This is a genomic window from Moorena sp. SIO4E2, assembly GCF_010671945.1.
Classification (GTDB): Bacteria; Cyanobacteriota; Cyanobacteriia; order Cyanobacteriales; family Coleofasciculaceae; genus Moorena; species Moorena producens.
The window spans coordinates 1-16,147 of record NZ_JAAHIE010000121.1 but is presented as its reverse complement, the minus strand read 5'-3'; the positions used below and the strand labels follow the sequence as shown (position 1 = coordinate 16,147).

The 16,147-nt window shown below is 43.5% G+C and carries 12 protein-coding genes; 5 read left to right on the top strand and 7 right to left on the bottom strand.

Features of this window, described 5'->3' with window-relative positions; translation table 11 throughout:
- Positions 1–346 (bottom strand): esterase/lipase family protein (locus F6K37_RS15030; protein ID WP_502887747.1); only part of this gene is annotated, 346 nt, incomplete at its 3' end.
- Between the two features lie 40 nt (positions 347–386).
- On the opposite strand from F6K37_RS15030, the gene F6K37_RS15025 reads away from it, so the two are divergent.
- Together F6K37_RS15025 and F6K37_RS15020 are read left to right on the top strand one after the other, a co-directional pair.
- Positions 387–1,097: a precorrin-2 C(20)-methyltransferase gene (locus tag F6K37_RS15025; RefSeq protein WP_008189823.1), complete on the top strand. Its 711-nt coding sequence runs from the start codon at positions 387–389 to the stop codon at positions 1,095–1,097.
- 172 nt (positions 1,098–1,269) lie between these two features.
- Positions 1,270–3,186: a TonB family protein gene (locus F6K37_RS15020; protein WP_287250989.1), complete on the top strand. Its 1,917-nt coding sequence runs from the start codon at positions 1,270–1,272 to the stop codon at positions 3,184–3,186.
- Between the two features lie 284 nt (positions 3,187–3,470).
- Here the strand turns inward: F6K37_RS15020 and F6K37_RS15015 are convergent, their stop codons facing one another.
- The 3 genes from F6K37_RS15015 to F6K37_RS15005 form a co-directional block, all read right to left on the bottom strand.
- Positions 3,471–3,920, bottom strand: coding sequence for a MerR family transcriptional regulator (locus F6K37_RS15015; RefSeq protein ID WP_044495276.1), 450 nt, complete (start codon positions 3,918–3,920; stop codon positions 3,471–3,473).
- An 88-nt stretch (positions 3,921–4,008) separates the two neighbouring features.
- Positions 4,009–4,131: a hypothetical protein gene (locus tag F6K37_RS15010; RefSeq protein WP_287250988.1), complete on the bottom strand. Its 123-nt coding sequence runs from the start codon at positions 4,129–4,131 to the stop codon at positions 4,009–4,011.
- A gap of 17 nt (positions 4,132–4,148) precedes the next feature.
- Positions 4,149–4,352 (bottom strand): hypothetical protein, encoded by a 204-nt coding sequence (locus F6K37_RS15005; RefSeq protein WP_071102587.1) that lies wholly within the window; start codon positions 4,350–4,352, stop codon positions 4,149–4,151.
- A 1,741-nt stretch (positions 4,353–6,093) separates the two neighbouring features.
- On the opposite strand from F6K37_RS15005, the gene F6K37_RS14995 reads away from it, so the two are divergent.
- Positions 6,094–7,149 carry a sulfotransferase family protein gene (locus F6K37_RS14995; protein ID WP_008189834.1) on the top strand — a complete coding sequence of 352 codons (1,056 nt, stop codon included), beginning with the start codon at positions 6,094–6,096 and terminating at the stop codon, positions 7,147–7,149.
- A 250-nt stretch (positions 7,150–7,399) separates the two neighbouring features.
- Here F6K37_RS14995 and F6K37_RS14990 read toward each other — a convergent pair whose 3' ends face one another.
- Entirely contained in the window at positions 7,400–8,965 is a 1,566-nt protein-coding gene (locus F6K37_RS14990; RefSeq protein WP_008189835.1) for an NAD(P)H-quinone oxidoreductase subunit N, read from the bottom strand.
- Between the two features lie 701 nt (positions 8,966–9,666).
- Between F6K37_RS14990 and topA the strand changes: the two genes are divergently transcribed.
- Both topA and F6K37_RS14980 read left to right on the top strand, forming a co-directional pair.
- Positions 9,667–12,345, top strand: a complete 2,679-nt coding sequence (gene topA / locus F6K37_RS14985) for a type I DNA topoisomerase (RefSeq protein WP_287250987.1) — start codon at positions 9,667–9,669, stop codon at positions 12,343–12,345.
- Positions 12,346–12,437: 92 nt separating this feature from the next.
- Positions 12,438–13,946 carry a tetratricopeptide repeat protein gene (locus F6K37_RS14980; protein WP_287250986.1) on the top strand — a complete coding sequence of 503 codons (1,509 nt, stop codon included), beginning with the start codon at positions 12,438–12,440 and terminating at the stop codon, positions 13,944–13,946.
- Between the two features lie 261 nt (positions 13,947–14,207).
- Here the strand turns inward: F6K37_RS14980 and F6K37_RS14975 are convergent, their stop codons facing one another.
- Together F6K37_RS14975 and F6K37_RS14970 are read right to left on the bottom strand one after the other, a co-directional pair.
- A complete protein-coding gene (locus F6K37_RS14975) occupies positions 14,208–14,651 on the bottom strand; it encodes a DoxX family protein (protein WP_287250985.1) in 444 nt (147 codons plus the stop codon).
- A 257-nt stretch (positions 14,652–14,908) separates the two neighbouring features.
- On the bottom strand, positions 14,909–15,886 hold the full coding sequence (locus F6K37_RS14970; RefSeq protein WP_287250984.1) for a class II glutamine amidotransferase: 978 nt from the start codon (positions 15,884–15,886) through the stop codon (positions 14,909–14,911).
- Positions 15,887–16,147: the final 261 nt, after the last annotated feature.

The window sequence follows — 16,147 nt, the reverse complement described above, 5'->3', positions numbered from 1 at the left end:
TGGTTATGGAATGCTCATTCCATAACCCTACCGAGTCATCACTAACATCTCCATGAATAGTGTAAGGCTTTTCTCCTAGATATATCCTGGCAATCCAGCCACCAGCAGAGTGACCGATTAAATTAATCTGTGATGTGTTATTCTTCTCCAACTGCTGTTTAACAGCTTGGTCGATTTTTCGCAAAATTGGCACCACAGAGCGACCACCGAGGGTAGGAAACCAATCCTGTTGGCGTATTGGTACAGTAGTTGCGGCAATCCCTAGCTGTTGTAGTGATTGTTCTAAATCACGGTATTCACTAGCGCTAGCAAAATAGCCCGGTAAAATAACAGTTGGTAATGGCATCGGTGGTAATTTTAAATTTTATAGATAATTTTAAACTTTTGTGAAACTAGGTACACTTTATGGTATAAGTGTCGGACCTGGGGATCCTGACCTGATCACCCTCAAAGCACTACGTATATTGAAACAGGCACCAGTAGTAGCCTTTCCTACTGGAGTCCGTGGAAAACCAGGAATGGCTCAACAGATTGTCGCTCAATGGTTGGAGAATCATCAGGTGCAGTTACCCTTGACATTTCCATATGTGCAGGATACCGCTATCTTGACCCAAGCATGGCAACTTGCTGCTGAGCAAGTCTGGAATTATCTAGGATTAGGGCAAGACGTAGCATTTGTGTGCGAAGGAGATGTAAGTTTTTACAGCACATTTACCTATTTGGCACAGAGGCTACAGCAGTTACATCCTCAAAGCCTGATTCAAACTGTACCAGGGGTATCTTCCCCCATGGCTACAGCATCTGTTTTGGGATTACCCTTGACCATTCGTGATCAGCGCCTGGTGGTGCTACCAGCTCTCTATAATGTGGAGGAACTGGAAAAGGTTTTGGCTTGGGCAGATGTAGTAGTCCTGCTCAAAGTCAGTTCAGTTTATCAGCAGGTGTGGCAAGTGCTGCATCGACATCAGTTGTTGGAAAATGCCTATGTGGTAGAACGAGCAACTCTACCGGAGCAGGTGATTTATCGTAATTTATGCGATCGCCCTAATCTGGCATTACCCTATTTTTCTCTGCTAATTGTTAAGGTGAACCAATAGATAGCAAACCAAGAGATAACAATGTTTCAGCCATCGATGTAGTTGTCAAAATAGTTGTTATAGCTAGCCCGAGCACGATCACTCACTCTTATTTGCCAAGACTGAATTGAATAAGCATCTCCTCAGCCGAGAGCTTATTAGCAACCATGGAAATACGTCAACAATAACTGCCATGTCCGATGCTTCTTTAATTAAAAACATCCCAGAAATGCTGAGTCACCCCCTAGTGATTTCTGTTACCGCCTCTCTGGGGGTTCATATGCTAATCGTACCGATCTTAGGTGATTTGTTGAAGAATCAAAAGCCTAAGGAAGACTCAATGGTGCAAGTGTTGGAGTTAAGCCCTCAACAACTGAGCCGTGTTCCCAAGTCTGCTGCACCACCACTGACCCTGCCAGCTCTACCGAATGCCAAAACTCCGACCAAGCCCTCCATCCCTTCGTTATTTAATCCTTTCCCACCCCCTCCACCACCGCTACCTTCAATACCTGCTCTAAAGCCCCTGAAAATTCCCAAATCCCCACCTCTGAGATCCCTACCGATAAAACCCTTACCCTCAATTGGTAAGTATCCTTTACCACTGCTAAACCGCAAAAGACCGATTATCACCAGAGGGTCTTTCCCGATCCAGCAGCTACCACCAAAACCCAGGACACCACTACCAGCCCCACCACCGCGACCTAACTTCACATTCGATACAGAGTCTTTGAATCCAGGTTCCTTCCAGACAGGTTCCTTGCCAGTATTTGGGAATTCTACCAACCAGATTCCTGACCGATCAGAGTTTCCTAACCAACAGCCACCAGTATCCGTTACTCCACCTCCTCCGCCACCACAATTTTCGATCACCCCTCCTCCTTCTGAGCCTACTAAACCAGCACCCCCTAGTGCTGTTGCGATCGCACGACAACGTCAGAACAATTTAGTAGCTCAAGTGCGGATGCGGCGGAAGCAACTGAAAAAAGATGTAAGCAATACCAGTGATGAGGAAGCTAGGAAAAACCTGGTAGAATGGATGGCTTTGGTAAAGGATACCTTACCCAAAAAGGAAGTCATACCAGCAGCAATTACAGTGAGTGGTACTTATCCCAAAGACGCTTGTATTAAGAAACTAGAAGGCACAACAGTCTTCGGAATTTTAGTAGGTGCTAATGGTGAAGTGACTAATGCACAGCTGATTCAGAGTGCAGGGTACGGCATTTTAAATCAGCAGGCACTGGAAGATATTCAGTTCCGCAAGTTTAACAACAAAACTGGTGCAACAAAACCCTACCAGGTCAAGGTAGCCTTTGACTATGATCAAGGCAACTGTCCTAGTCTATCGGTTTTCCAAGAAACTGCTAACCAGCCAGTTCCAGCAAAGCCAAATACTGCTAGAGAAAACGCTACTTCTAACAGCACAGCGGTAATCGCAGTTCCTAAGCCAGAAACCCCTACCAATAACTCTGCTAACAATAACTCTACCGATAACAATAGGACAGTATCAGTTCCAGTAAAACCGAATACTGCTAGGGAAAATTCGAGCACTAAACCCAGAACCATATCAGTGCCAGTGCGGGAAAATACCTCTAGTCAAGACTCGACTCCTAAACCCAGGAGAGTTTCAGTACCAGTGCGGGACAATACCTCTAGTCAAGACTCGACTCCTAAACCCAGGAGAGTGTCAGTACCAGTGCGGGACAATACTTCTACTCAGGAAAATACTCCTAAACCTAGAAGAGTGTCAGTACCAGTACGGGACAATACCTCTACTCAGGAAAATACTCCTAGACCTAGAGCAGTGCCTGTACAGCAAAATACTCCTAGTCAGGAAAATACTCCTAAACCCAGGAGGGTGTTAGTACCAGTGCGGGACAATACTCCTACTCAGGAAAATACTGCTCAGGAAAATACTACCAACACTACAGCTGTGCCAGTGAAGCCAGCTCAAGCTACTAATGAAAACTCAGGGAAAGAATCCGTTCCAGCAGCAGCCACTGAAAGCCAAAACTCACAAGAGGATAAAGCGTGCAAGTTCAAATCTAGATCAGCTCGCAGGCGCAACAGAATAGATTCCTTTACAACACCATCGTCCAGGTCATGTAAATAGAATCTTTCTGTGAGTTAAAGCCTGGGTTGTTGGTCTATGGAGCATTAACATTATTTGAGAATTAAGAATTTAGAATTCTAGAATTAAGAATTAAGAATTTAGAATTTAGAATTAAGAATTTAGAATTATATAATTTAGAATTTAGAATTAAGAATTTAGAATTTGGAATTTTACATTCTACATTCTACATTCTACATTCTGCATTCTGCATTCTGCATTCTGCATTCTGCATTCTGCATTCTGCATTCACCATTCTGCATTCTTCATTCTGCATTCTACATTCTTCATTCTGCATTCTGACAGACACCGATGAAGTGGACATCACTAAAGGTTTCAATCCATAGACGAGCGCCACAAGGCAGTGGGTTATCCGGCTGATAGGTAATTCGACATGGACCGAGGATTTCTACCTGGTTGCCATATAAATTGTTGCCACTTCGTTTTACTGAAATCACTGGCTTGCGCTCTTCCGGGCGTTTGTGGATATTCGAGCCAATGTGATTGCGGTTGACATTAATCTTGGCTAGAGCCGGAGGACGACTGGTACGCCATTTTCCTTTTGGTCCTCTAGTGCCTTTAATGATTTGAGGCATATTGTTGAACAGAGGAATAATCCAGAATTTCCCACTTTTATAAGCACCCCGGACGCGACCCTTCTCTAGGAGTTGTCGCAATCGTCTCGAAGAGATTCCTAGGAGAGATGCTGCTTCGGTAGTACAAACGCACTTGTTCATAAGTTTCTTTTCCACTAACTATTCCGATAGTTGTATTATAAAGCAAAAGCAAGCATTAAGACAACCCCTGATTAAGGAAAAGAGAAGGTTATAGAAAATTTTGTAAATTAAGCTGAAGTGTTCTATCGGTCGGAGTTGAGGCAAGTTTGATATAGCGTTCGCGCAGCGTGGCCTTTTGGCCAAATGCGATCGCATACCCTGTGCCTTCCAAACACCCATTCTGCTGACTCAGTCATCGGGAAACTGCCAGCAAGAGATACGTTCTACATCATTACTACTACACTGGCGACAAGTTTTATCAACAGAGGAATCTACCCATTGATAGCCACAAGTCCGACAGTGGCAAAAAATGTTGTTGTGGTTAGCGATTTCAATTTTTCTGCGCCACTCGTTAATTTGAGAGGTGTCTGGCTTGGGGGTAGGTTCTGACATAAATTTACGATGATTTAGAATTCGATACCAGTAAATCATCTAAGGTAAGCATTCAGCTATCAGCTATCAGCTATCAGCTATCAGCTATCAGCTATCAGCTATCAGCTATCAGCTATCAGCTATCAGCTATCAGCATTCAGCTATCAGCTATCAGCTATCAGCTATCAGCTATCAGCTATCAGCTATCAGCTATCAGCTATCAGCTATCAGCGATTAGCGCTATGGGCACGCTACTTTACGAACAGCTTTTGAATACAATAAGCTGACCACTAACGGCTGACCACTAACGGCTGACCACTGACGGCTGACGGCTGAATGCTTACGGGTTTAGCTACTAACCCAGTGAAGTATTTTGCTGGATCGGAAAGTGATAAGTTATAGCACTACGCATTAAGAGGTTTGACATTCCTAAACTCCGAAACGTAAGTCTAAGCTTACTTTTAGGTGCGACCCGTGGCGAATTTAATTCGCCGAACGCGCCCCGCGTCTCCTACGGAGAACGGAAAGCGCACCTTTGACTTCTGACGCAAGAACCTTGCTGACTTGCGCGTAGCGCTATATATGATCATTTTACTCATATTAATAAGGTGACGCCCCTATTTTTTACTTTTTCCCTGTTCCCTGTTCCCTGCTCCGAAGTCCCTGCTCCCTAAAACCCAAGAATTTGTACCTGACTGAATTGCAAACCGCCGTAGTCATCATCACTATGAATGAATTTAGTCATTTTACCACTGACCTACTGACGTACTGACGCACTGACCACTCAGCCTTTTGCCTTGCTATTGAATTAAGTTATTTGAGGGTTATAATATTTAAGTTATGTAGATGAATTTTTCTATATTGAAATAATATTAATTAAACCAATTAATTATATATTATTTTTATCAAATTTTCAGAAATTTTGAGGAATTTTGAGGTGATTTTCACCAAATTTACGTCTTAAGGCTGATCTATCAGACTTTGGCTTGACAATGTAAAAAATTAGTAAATATACTGTTAAGAGGAAAAAATATTTGGTGTATCTCGTCATCATCAGGGAGCAATTAGGCTGTCAAACGACTTCAGAATTGTGATTCCAGGCTGGTTAATTACCTGATCAGTTCCGACTGATGAATTCCTAAGTCATAAGTTATAGTTTCTTGATAGTTCTGAAATCGCACAGGAAGACGAGTTGGCTATCCCTGGATAAATCATGGTTTTGAATTCCGTGCTTTCAGCAATTCTGAATAATTTCAATAAAAGCGTGATGGAGCGCGCTCTTGGGGGTTCCCATGGGGCTTTCAAGGTGCGGACGCAGGTGACCCACGCAGCGCCAAAACCACTCGCTATTGCATCAAGACAGGGTAGCATTTTAAAAAGATTCAACGACACAGAGAAATCCTAAAGGTTTGGCAAATAAACTAAAAATCCTGCAGTCCTGGTGCATACTGTATCCTAAATCAGCTGCTGTAATCCCTTTTTGACCCACAGTTACTATACTAGGGCTATCTATTAGAGTGGGAATTAGATAGTCAAAAGCTGATAGTGAGTTCGGTTGACTACTTATCAGTATTGGGTGTTCATTAATTGAAAATAAAAATTGAAAATTGCCAATTAACAATTTTCAATTAACTCAAGCTAATCAAGCCTAGTATAAGTGTTCAAATTAACGTGATAGGACAGATCAGCTAAGCAAGCTGAGACAAGTCAAGGTGCTATATTGCTCAAGTTCAAAAATAAACTCTACCGTCATCGACACATTATGGAATCTTTGTCTCAACAAAATCAGCCACTTTTTATTTTTGGGATGGGACGTTCTGGAACAACGCTTTTGCGGTTAATGCTGACCGCTCATCCTCATTTTTGTATTCCTCCTGAAAGTCGGTTTTTTGTTAATCTGGATCCAAAATACGGTTCATCGAAAGACTTAAGCAATCAAATCGATAACTTCTTGACAGATATCTACGGTGATCCAAGGTTTCGGGAGTGGAACATTGACCGACAGCAGTTGCGAGAAAATTTGACAGCTCAGAAACCACTGAATTATTCAACAGCAGTCGCCACAGTTTATCAAACCTATATACAGCAGTTTGATGGTCAAGCAGGTTGTTGGGGAGATAAAAATCCTTGTAATATCTATAATATTAAGACCATTCTCAAGTATTTCCCTAATGCCAGATTAATTCTAATTATCCGAGACCTCAGAGCAATCTATGCTTCCCTAAAAAGAAATGAGCAAAAATTTGCCAAAACTTGGAAGGGCTCCTGTATCGCCAATGTGGTAGCGACAACCAAACAATGGCAAAATTTATTCCAGGTCATTAAACACTATCAAAATGACGAGCGGTTTCATATCCTCTTCTACGAAGACTTAGTGACAAATCCAGAAGAAGAACTCCAGGGAATTTGTAATTGGCTCGGGGTATCCTTTAGCCAATCAATGCTGGAGTTTAACAAAAAAAATGCTCAAAAAAAATTGGTACCGACCCGTGAGCTAGGATGGCACGCCAAGACCTTTAAACCCGTTAGTAGCGATCGCATTGAGGCTTGGAAACACGAACTTAGCGATTCAGAACTAGCAGTCTTAGAGATTCTGAATTATAAAACCATGCTCCATCTAGGCTATGACTGTATTCCTAAAACGTGGCAATTTGACAGGTTACTCAAGTTCTACGCAGATTATTCTCAGTACATCTATTGGAGACTGTCTAAAGCTAATCTTCAACCAGTGATAGGGAAAATCCGTGAAGCTTTAGTAACTCTCAAGACATTGCAATTATCCATGACCAGAAATTTATCCCAAAACTCGATCCAATGAGGTTCCAATGAGTAGAAAAGCCTGACCGTAAAGTCAGGCTAACTCACTCAAGCTAAAATCTCTTGTTCGCGCCCTATCCTAAAGGAAGGGGCGCTTGGGGTCGGGTGCATCTCAATCCATGCAATTAGGAAAAAATTCGGGCGAAAATTCCCACACTTCCCACACTTCCCACACTTCCCACACTCCCCACACTTCCCTTCTTTTTTACAAATATGAGATGCACCCCTTGGGGTATATGGCTCTGAGGGCCTCAATTATCAGCACTCATGAATGAAACCTGATGCCCTTGAGACAGCTCAGCACTAATCACGGCCTGTTGCAGTATGGGGGTATTAACAACAGAATCATTGGCCAAAGAAAACAGCGGATTGGACAAAATGCCTGCCAGAGAGGTCGCAATTAACGACATCACTAAACCGACCTGTAACGGACGCATACCGGGTAAACTCCAGCGAATTTCGGGATAATTCTTGACCACATCCGACATCTCTTGAGGTTCCTTCACTACCATCATCTTGACCACACGGATGTAGTAGTAAATCGAAACCACACTAGTTAACAAGCCTAGTAAGACTAAAGTATACAATCCTGCTTGCCAACCAGCCCAGAATAAATAGATTTTACCAAAGAATCCAGCAAAGGGTGGAATACCACCTAAAGATAGCAAACAAACACTTAAAACCAAAGTCAGCAGTGGATCCTTGTGATAAAGACCAGCATACTCACTAATTTGGTCGGTACCAGTGCGTAGGGTAAACAGAATGACACAAGCGAAAGCCCCTAAGTTCATAAACAAGTAAACCAGCATGTAGAAAATCATGCTAGCGTAACCGGCTTGGGTCCCAGCAATTAGACCAATCATCACAAACCCAGCCTGACCAATAGAGGAATAGGCTAGCATCCGTTTCATGCTGGATTGAGTTAGGGCAACCACGTTACCCAAAATCATACTTAGGATAGTCAAAGCAGTGAACACAAAATGCCACTGATCGCTTAACAATGGGAAAGCAGTGATCAGTAGACGAATTGCTAGAGCAAAGCCAGCGGCTTTAGAACCAACTGAGAGAAACGCTACCACTGGGGTGGGAGAACCCTCGTAAACATCAGGAGTCCATTGGTGGAAAGGAACTGCTGAGATTTTAAAAGCAATACCAGCGATCGCAAACACCAACGCAATCAGAAGACCTAGGGATTGACCGGATTCTAGGTCAGCAACTCCAAGAGCGATCGCACTCAACTGCGTTTGTCCCCCAGACAACCCATATAATAGGGAGACACCATACAAAAATACGGCTGAACTGGCTGCTCCAATCAGCAAATATTTCAAAGCGGCCTCATTGGAACGGGGGTCACGCTTCATGTAACCCGTCATCAGGTAGGAGGAAATACTGAGGGTTTCGAGGGATATAAAAATCGTAACCAGCTCCGTCGCCCCGGACAGGAACATCCCTCCTAAAGTAGCCGTGAGCAAAATGCCAATAAATTCTGCCAAGGATGTACCCGACTGCTGCACATAACGAATTGACATCAAAATCGTTGACACAGTCGATAGGGCAATGATGCCACGAAATGCCACACTCAGGGTGTCACCATTAAATTCCCCAAAGAAGGCAATGGGATTTGCAGCATCCCATTGGAAATACAGGGCAACTATGGCAGCAAGTAGACCCCCAATGGCTACATAGGAAATAGTTTGAGCCGACTTTTTCCCAGCAATCAGGTCAATGATTAACACTAGCAAGAGGGTAATAACTACAATTCCCTCTGGCAAAATTACCCCAGCATTCAACTGGGCGGCAAGATTGGCAAAATCCATAGGCTTTAATGATATGATCTATGGTTATTTGAGTATCCAGATTAACTTTCTTATCATATCGGTGATTGTAGCTAGTTGGGAAAATGGCTTGTATGCCTTGGAGATTGGACAAAGTACAATTCCGTATTTATGCCCTTTCACTGCCCTCTGTGCCACGGTAAGGTGAGACTAGCTATGTCGTACACCGGATCAATGTTACCTTTGAAGGCAACGAACGAATTGTTTACAAATCTTTGAGCAGCAGTGAGAGGAATTGGGATAGGGGTGTACTTACGGTGTTAACGGTGCTCTATTGGATGGCGAATACTACATGAGCTATTCGTGGTTTACCTCTAGGTAAAGATTATTTCTGGCACAATCCGAAAAAGTAGGGAGTACTGCTGAAGCGCATATATATATATAAGTATAAGTAGCCCTCAAATCCCCGTACCTATGGTCGAGTTGCCTGACTTCCTTTCCCACACAGTTGCTCCTTGTTCGTGTTAGCCTGCAACACAAGTAGCGTACTGTAGAAATTAAGAGGCAAGCTTATACTGCCATCAGGGGGTTCTACTTAATGTTGGAAAACTATGCTGGAAAACTATGCTGGAAAACCATACCCAGACTCAGTAGGGAGCAAGTATACTGGCTTACTCCCTCGACCTTTGAGAAATAGTATTTAAATTAGACTATTCAACACCGCCGCTATTGTTGAAACTCCGATGACAACCCTTGTAATTGTCGAATCTCCTACTAAAGCTCGCACCATTCGGAACTACTTACCTCCTGGTTACCAGGTCGAAGCCTCCATGGGTCATGTCCGTGATTTACCTCAATCAGCTAGTGAAATCCCCGAAAAATACAAGGGGGAAAAGTGGGCTAAGTTTGGGGTAAATGTGGAAGCTGACTTTGAACCGCTTTACCTGGTGCCTAAAGACAAGAAACAGGTTGTCCAACAGCTCAAAGCAGCTCTGAAGGATTCTGATGAACTGATTTTGGCTACGGATGAAGACCGAGAAGGGGAGAGTATTAGTTGGCATTTGTTACAAATCTTAAATCCGAAAGTGCCAACTAAGCGGATGGTATTTCACGAAATCACTAAGGATGCTATTCAAAATGCCCTACAAAACTGCCGTGAGATCGATGATCAGGTGGTAAGAGCTCAGGAAACAAGGCGGATTCTTGACCGACTCGTGGGCTACACCCTCTCACCGCTGCTGTGGAAAAAAGTGGCTTGGGGCTTATCAGCTGGTCGGGTACAGTCTGTAGCAGTGCGGCTGTTGGTGAATCGAGAACGCCGACGCCGTGCCTTCCGCAAGGGCACCTATTGGGATTTGAAAGGGATTCTAGAAGCAGGAAGTTCCTTTGATGCTAAGCTAGTAACCCTGGACATGGTGAAAATTGCTACCGGTAGTGATTTCGATGCCAATACAGGTGACATTATCGAAGGTAGGCAGGTCAAATTGTTGAGTGAAGTGGAGGCTAAAGCACTCAAAGACAACCTGTATGATCAAGTCTGGACGGTTACTAATTTACAAGAACGACCTGTTACTCGGAAACCCTCACCCCCCTTTACTACCTCGACCCTGCAACAGGAGGCCAACCGGAAACTGGGACTATCGGCTCGTGATACGATGCGGACTGCCCAGAGTCTGTATGAAAAGGGTTTCATTACCTATATGCGTACAGACTCAGTACATTTGTCTGAACAAGCGATCACAGCAGCCCGTAGCTGCGTTGAACAAAAATACGGGGTAGAGTACCTTAGCCCCAAACCGAGAAAGTATACCACTAAGAGCAAAGGAGCTCAAGAAGCTCACGAAGCCATTCGTCCAGCAGGGAGTACATTCAAAACTTCTCAAGAAACGGGATTAAGCGATCGCGAATTTAAAGTCTATGACCTGATTTGGAAGCGTACCGTTGCTTGTCAAATGGCGGATGCTCGACAAACTCAAATTGTGGTTGATTTGCAAGTGGAAAATGCCGGATTTCGGGCTACCGGTAAGCGCATTGACTTCCCAGGTTATCTAAGGGCTTATGTGGAAGGGTCTGATGACCCCAACGCTGCTCTAGAAAACCAGGAAGTGATTCTGCCAGCTTTGAAAGTGGGAGATCATCCTAACTGTAGAGAACTAGAAGCTATCGGTCACGAAACCCAACCCCCAGCCCGTTACACGGAAGCGACCTTGGTCAAAACCTTGGAACAAGAGGGGATTGGTCGTCCCAGTACCTACGCTAGTATTATTGGTACTATCATTGACCGAGGCTATGCTCAGAAACTGAAAAATGCCCTTGCTCCAACGTTTACGGCGTTTGCAGTTACTAATTTGCTCGAACAAAACTTTCCCGACTTGGTGGACACGAGCTTCACGGCCAAAATGGAGCGCACCTTAGATGACATTGCCAATGGAGCAGCGCCATGGCTTCCTTACCTGCAGAACTTTTATTTGGGAGAAAAGGGTCTCGATAACCAAGTCAAGGAACGGATTAATGAGATTGACCCCATTGTTGCCCGTACTGTTGAACTCGAAGACCTCGATGCTAGAGTCCGGATCGGCAAATTTGGTCCCTATGTCGAGGTGAACAATGGCAATGGTGTACTTACTGCTTCGATTCCCCAAGACCTCACCCCAGCTGAACTAAACATTGAGCAGGTTCAGGTACTGATTCAGCAGAAAATGGAGGGGCCAGAGAAATTGGGAATACACCCAGAAACGGGTGAAGCAATTTATATCCTCAATGGAAATTATGGTCCCTATCTACAGCTAGGTGACGCAACAGAGGATAAGAAGAAAAAACCCAAACGTGTCTCTTTGCCTAAGGGGGTAAATAAGGAAGATGTACACCTAGAAATGGCAGTGGGTCTCCTAGCACTCCCCCGCCTTCTCGGTCCTCATCCGGAAACAGGCAAACCGGTCAAAACCGCAATCGGACGCTTTGGTCCTTATGTTGTCCATGACCAAGGGAAGGAGGGCAAAGATTACCGCTCCCTAAAAGCTGAGGATAACGTCTTGACAATTACCCTAGACCGTGCATTAGAGCTGCTGGCACAACCTAAGAGGACAAGGGGCGGTTCTCGCAGCAAGACTAAAAAACCCTTACGGGAACTAGGGGTTCATCCTAAAGATAGCGAGCCAGTCAATATCTATCAGGGTCCCTATGGCATATATGTGAACCATGGCAAAGTTAATGCCTCTCTGCCAGAGGGAACATCAATGGAGGAGTTAACCTTAGAAACCGCCTTGGAACTCATAGCAGCTAAGGCGTCATCGGGTAAATCTGGTAGCAAGTCCAGTAAATCAAAGACTTCCACCAAAAATAAAACCTCTGGGAAATCCACCAAGAAGACTACTAAGAAAACAAAAGATGATAACCAAGAGGCTCAGTTAGAGAGTGAATAAGTAATTGTACTTGCTGACCAACTGATTAAACTCAGGATATATATAATAAGGTGTGACAACACCATTGTCAAGTGGAAACTAGGAAGTTTGAATTGAAGCAAAAACTCTTATCCTTTATTCATGTTCCTTCATCCTTCCTGCTGACCACTGCCTCTTTACTCATTTCTCTGACATTCCCCCTTTCGCCTATTCTGGCTCAAGACCAAACTAGCCAAGACCAAACTAGTCTTGACCAAACTAGTCTTGACCAAACTAGTCTTGACCAAACTAGCCAAGACCAAGTCACTCCACCCCAGCAGCTCTATGTTAAAGGTCGCCAACAGTTAAGTACAGGTCAATTACAAGAGGCTTTAGAGAGCTTCCAGAAGTACCTAGAACTTAAACGAAACATTGGCGATCGCTATCAAGAAGGAGTAGCGCTATATTTTATTGGGTGGGTTCATGATGAACTTGGTCAATATCAATTAGCCAGGTCGTTCTTTGAGCAATCCTTAGCAATTGATCGAGAATTAGGCGATCGCACCGGGGAAGGGAGTACTCTTAATAATCTGGGGTTAACGTATTCCAACCTAGGGGACGATCAAAAGTCCCTAGAATTCTATCAACAAGCCTTAGCCATCTACCGAGAAGTGAGCAATCGTGGCTACGAAGGCAGGACTCTCCATAATTTGGGGAATATATACTATAAGCTGGGTCAAGACCACCAGTCCCTGGATTCCTACCAGCAAGCTCTCGATATCTATCGAGAAATACTGGATAAATCGGAAAACAATTCTCTAGTGTCACAGGCAGACGAAGGAACACTGCTCAATAGCCTAGGGTTAGTTTACCACCGTCTAGGCAAGCACGAACAGGAACAGTTGTCCTATCAGCAAGCCTTGACTATTGCCAAAGAAGTAAGCGATCGCATTTCAGAGGGAATGCTTCTGAATAATTTAGGTATCGCTTACCATCGCCTAGGAAAGTACCAACAAGCATTAGAGTCTCACCAACAAGCCCTAGTGATTCATCGGGAAGTGGGTTCATTAGCTGGGGAAGCATTTACCTTTAGGACTATTGGTGCTGTCCTGGCGGCACAAAACCAGCCAGAACTAGCGATTATTTTTCATAAGCAAGCAGTCAATGTATATCAGTCCCTGGGGCAAGATGTCACTAAACTGTCTCAGGAGAAACTGTCTCAGGAACAAAAGCAGTCCTATACACTCAACTTGGATAATGCCTACCTGAGTTTATCTGAGTTGCTGCAGCAACAAAAACGGGTGCAGTCCGCGCAACTGGTGCTAAATTTCTTCCCAGTGCCAGAGCAAAAAGACGATTTGTCTAATCAAGACAAGACTCAAACTAGGGTTCACGAGAAAATACCATACTTACCGGAAGAGGAGCAAATCAAAGCAGGGTATGAGGCGATTTTGCAGGAGCAGCTTTCCCTGAGGGAACAACTCAATCAACTGATTACTATTCCGATAGCAGAAAGAACTCCTATTCAGCAAGACCGTATTCTTGAGTTTAGGCAAAAGGAGCAGCAGCTGACCCAGGAATTTCTGCAATTCCTCAACAGTTCTAAGGTTAAGAAGCTAGTAACACAGTTGAGGGAATGGTGAAAATGGTAATTGGTGATTGCTAATTGCCAGTTTTTAAGAGGGAACAGGGAACAGGGAACAGGGAATAGGTAGTTTTGGATTAATTTGGTATCTTTAAATACTTTTTTTATCATGGTCTTGATGAATTCCCTCATCTGACTCCCCATCTACCCATCTCCCCAAACTTCCCACACTTCCCTCCCTTTCCCGATTCCCTCGGTGCGCTTTCCGCATTAAGAATTAAATTCGCCACGGGTCGCACCGCTCCCGACTCCCGACTCCCTAAAACCGAAATCGACCTAAGATTCTCCGCCAGTCATACTTTAATGGCAAGACGAACTGGATTCGATCCCAGAGACTGCGGTTATCAAAGCTAACTGGTCCTGGTCCAAAGGTTGCTACCATCAATAATCCACCGATTAGTCCTAGATTTTTCAGAAATTGAATTTCTTGCATTTGATTAGAGAAATCTGTGTGAAAAATCAAGGTGGTGGGAATTAAAAATCCAATTAGCGCTAATGCTCCCCAACGAGCTTTATAGCCTAGTAATACGGATAATCCACCCCCCAACAGTATAAGGATGGTGGGGATAATCAGTATACCGGGAACCCCTTTGGATTCCATCAATTGTTGAGTATAGGTTGGGTTAAATAGTTTATCGATACCAGCTTTAATAAAAATAGCACAAAGGCATATCCGCCCTAGGAGTGGAATGTATTTTTTCATAATTTCCAGGTTTTTTGATCAGCGCTATAACGCTCTATTATAGGAAATGGAATCAAGGATGTTATAGTTCAACCGCCGTATAGTCCACAAATAACCATATTTTATGACTGCCCTCCTCCCTACTCCCTACTCCCGCGCAACCCAGAAGTAAGTACCTCATCCAATTAATAACTGCAATAGCATTGATGGTTGGGTCTAACACTTAAACCCAACCTAGCTACTCGATTACCAGTTAGAAATCAGCGACTGGATAAAAATTAGTTGAAGGGAAATGGTTTAGTCTCAACTCTTGGATTACCATTATTGTTATCGAAAAAACAAATATGTTGAAAAGGAACCATTGACCAACCAGTCACATCTTCAGTCAGTGGTTCGGAAGAAATAATAACAGAGCGTACATCTTCCTCTGCTGCAGATTGCATCTTAAAACCATCATAATCTCCAAAATTTTTGCCCTTCAATGACCAAACAGGACTCTTGAGGAGGTACAATGCATCTTTTTCTCTATCGCTTTTCAGCTCTTGTAATTCTTCATTTGTTAATTTTTGCCAGTCACCTGGTACATCTAGCTGTCGGTTATAGCCAATCCCGAGATTGGCAACTAATAAATCATTACTATCTGCCAGGAACAATTTTAGAACACTGATTCCTTCACAATTGTACTCAGTTTGAACATCAAGAATAATTTTAACTGTCTTGTTGATAGCATCTAGAATTTCATCAACAGACAAATCCTTGGTCGGATCATCGACCTGTGACATAATTAGAGCATAGATTACCTCAGTATCGGTACTTCCCTCTAGATTCTGGATAATTTCTGGTCTGCACTTATTTAATAAAGGGAAGCGAATCTCTTGAAACCCGTATATCCAGCCATTGTGTGCTAAAGCTAAACGGAATCCTGGAAAAATAAACGGGTGGCAATTATGCTCATGGACAACCGCTTCATAAGTGTAGTATGCTGCTCGGATGTGGGATAAAAGTAAATTAGTCTCATGACTCTCACACAAAGACTGTAAATTTCTGTCATAAAAAGGTGGTTTAGTTCCTTTATAGATGAAAGGATAATTGGCGGTGAGAGTGTCTTTTTTCCAAGTAGCAAGTCCAAACCCTGCTAACTGTACCATATGATGGTAATCTGAATCGTAACTTTGATTAACCAAAGAATTATCAGGTTCGAGGATTAACTTGGAAATTGCTAAAGGTTCTCCAATATAGCCCAGTACTCTGCACATAGATACTATCCTTGATGTCATTATTTGTAGAGTTCAGGGAAAGTATATCTTATAGGTGACACTTGGTGGTGAGCAATGTTGTAGTGATATCTCGCACCATTGTGATGAATCCTATGATGGACAGTGAGTAGGTAAGCTATCAGCTATCAGCTATCAGCTATCAGCTATCAGCTATCAGCTATCAGCTATCAGCTATCAGCTATCAGCTATCAGCTATCAGCTATCAGCTATCAGCTATCAGCTATCAGCTATCAGCTATCA

Coding starts and splice junctions, on each gene's coding strand:
- F6K37_RS15005 (WP_071102587.1), bottom strand. CDS start 4,352: ATGTCAGAACCTACCCCCAAGCCAGACACCTCTCAAATTAACGAGTGG.
- F6K37_RS14975 (WP_287250985.1), bottom strand. CDS start 14,651: ATGAAAAAATACATTCCACTCCTAGGGCGGATATGCCTTTGTGCTATT.
- F6K37_RS14995 (WP_008189834.1), top strand. CDS start 6,094: ATGGAATCTTTGTCTCAACAAAATCAGCCACTTTTTATTTTTGGGATG.
- topA (WP_287250987.1), top strand. CDS start 9,667: ATGACAACCCTTGTAATTGTCGAATCTCCTACTAAAGCTCGCACCATT.
- F6K37_RS15020 (WP_287250989.1), top strand. CDS start 1,270: ATGTCCGATGCTTCTTTAATTAAAAACATCCCAGAAATGCTGAGTCAC.
- F6K37_RS14990 (WP_008189835.1), bottom strand. CDS start 8,965: ATGGATTTTGCCAATCTTGCCGCCCAGTTGAATGCTGGGGTAATTTTG.
- F6K37_RS15015 (WP_044495276.1), bottom strand. CDS start 3,920: ATGAACAAGTGCGTTTGTACTACCGAAGCAGCATCTCTCCTAGGAATC.
- F6K37_RS14970 (WP_287250984.1), bottom strand. CDS start 15,886: ATGTGCAGAGTACTGGGCTATATTGGAGAACCTTTAGCAATTTCCAAG.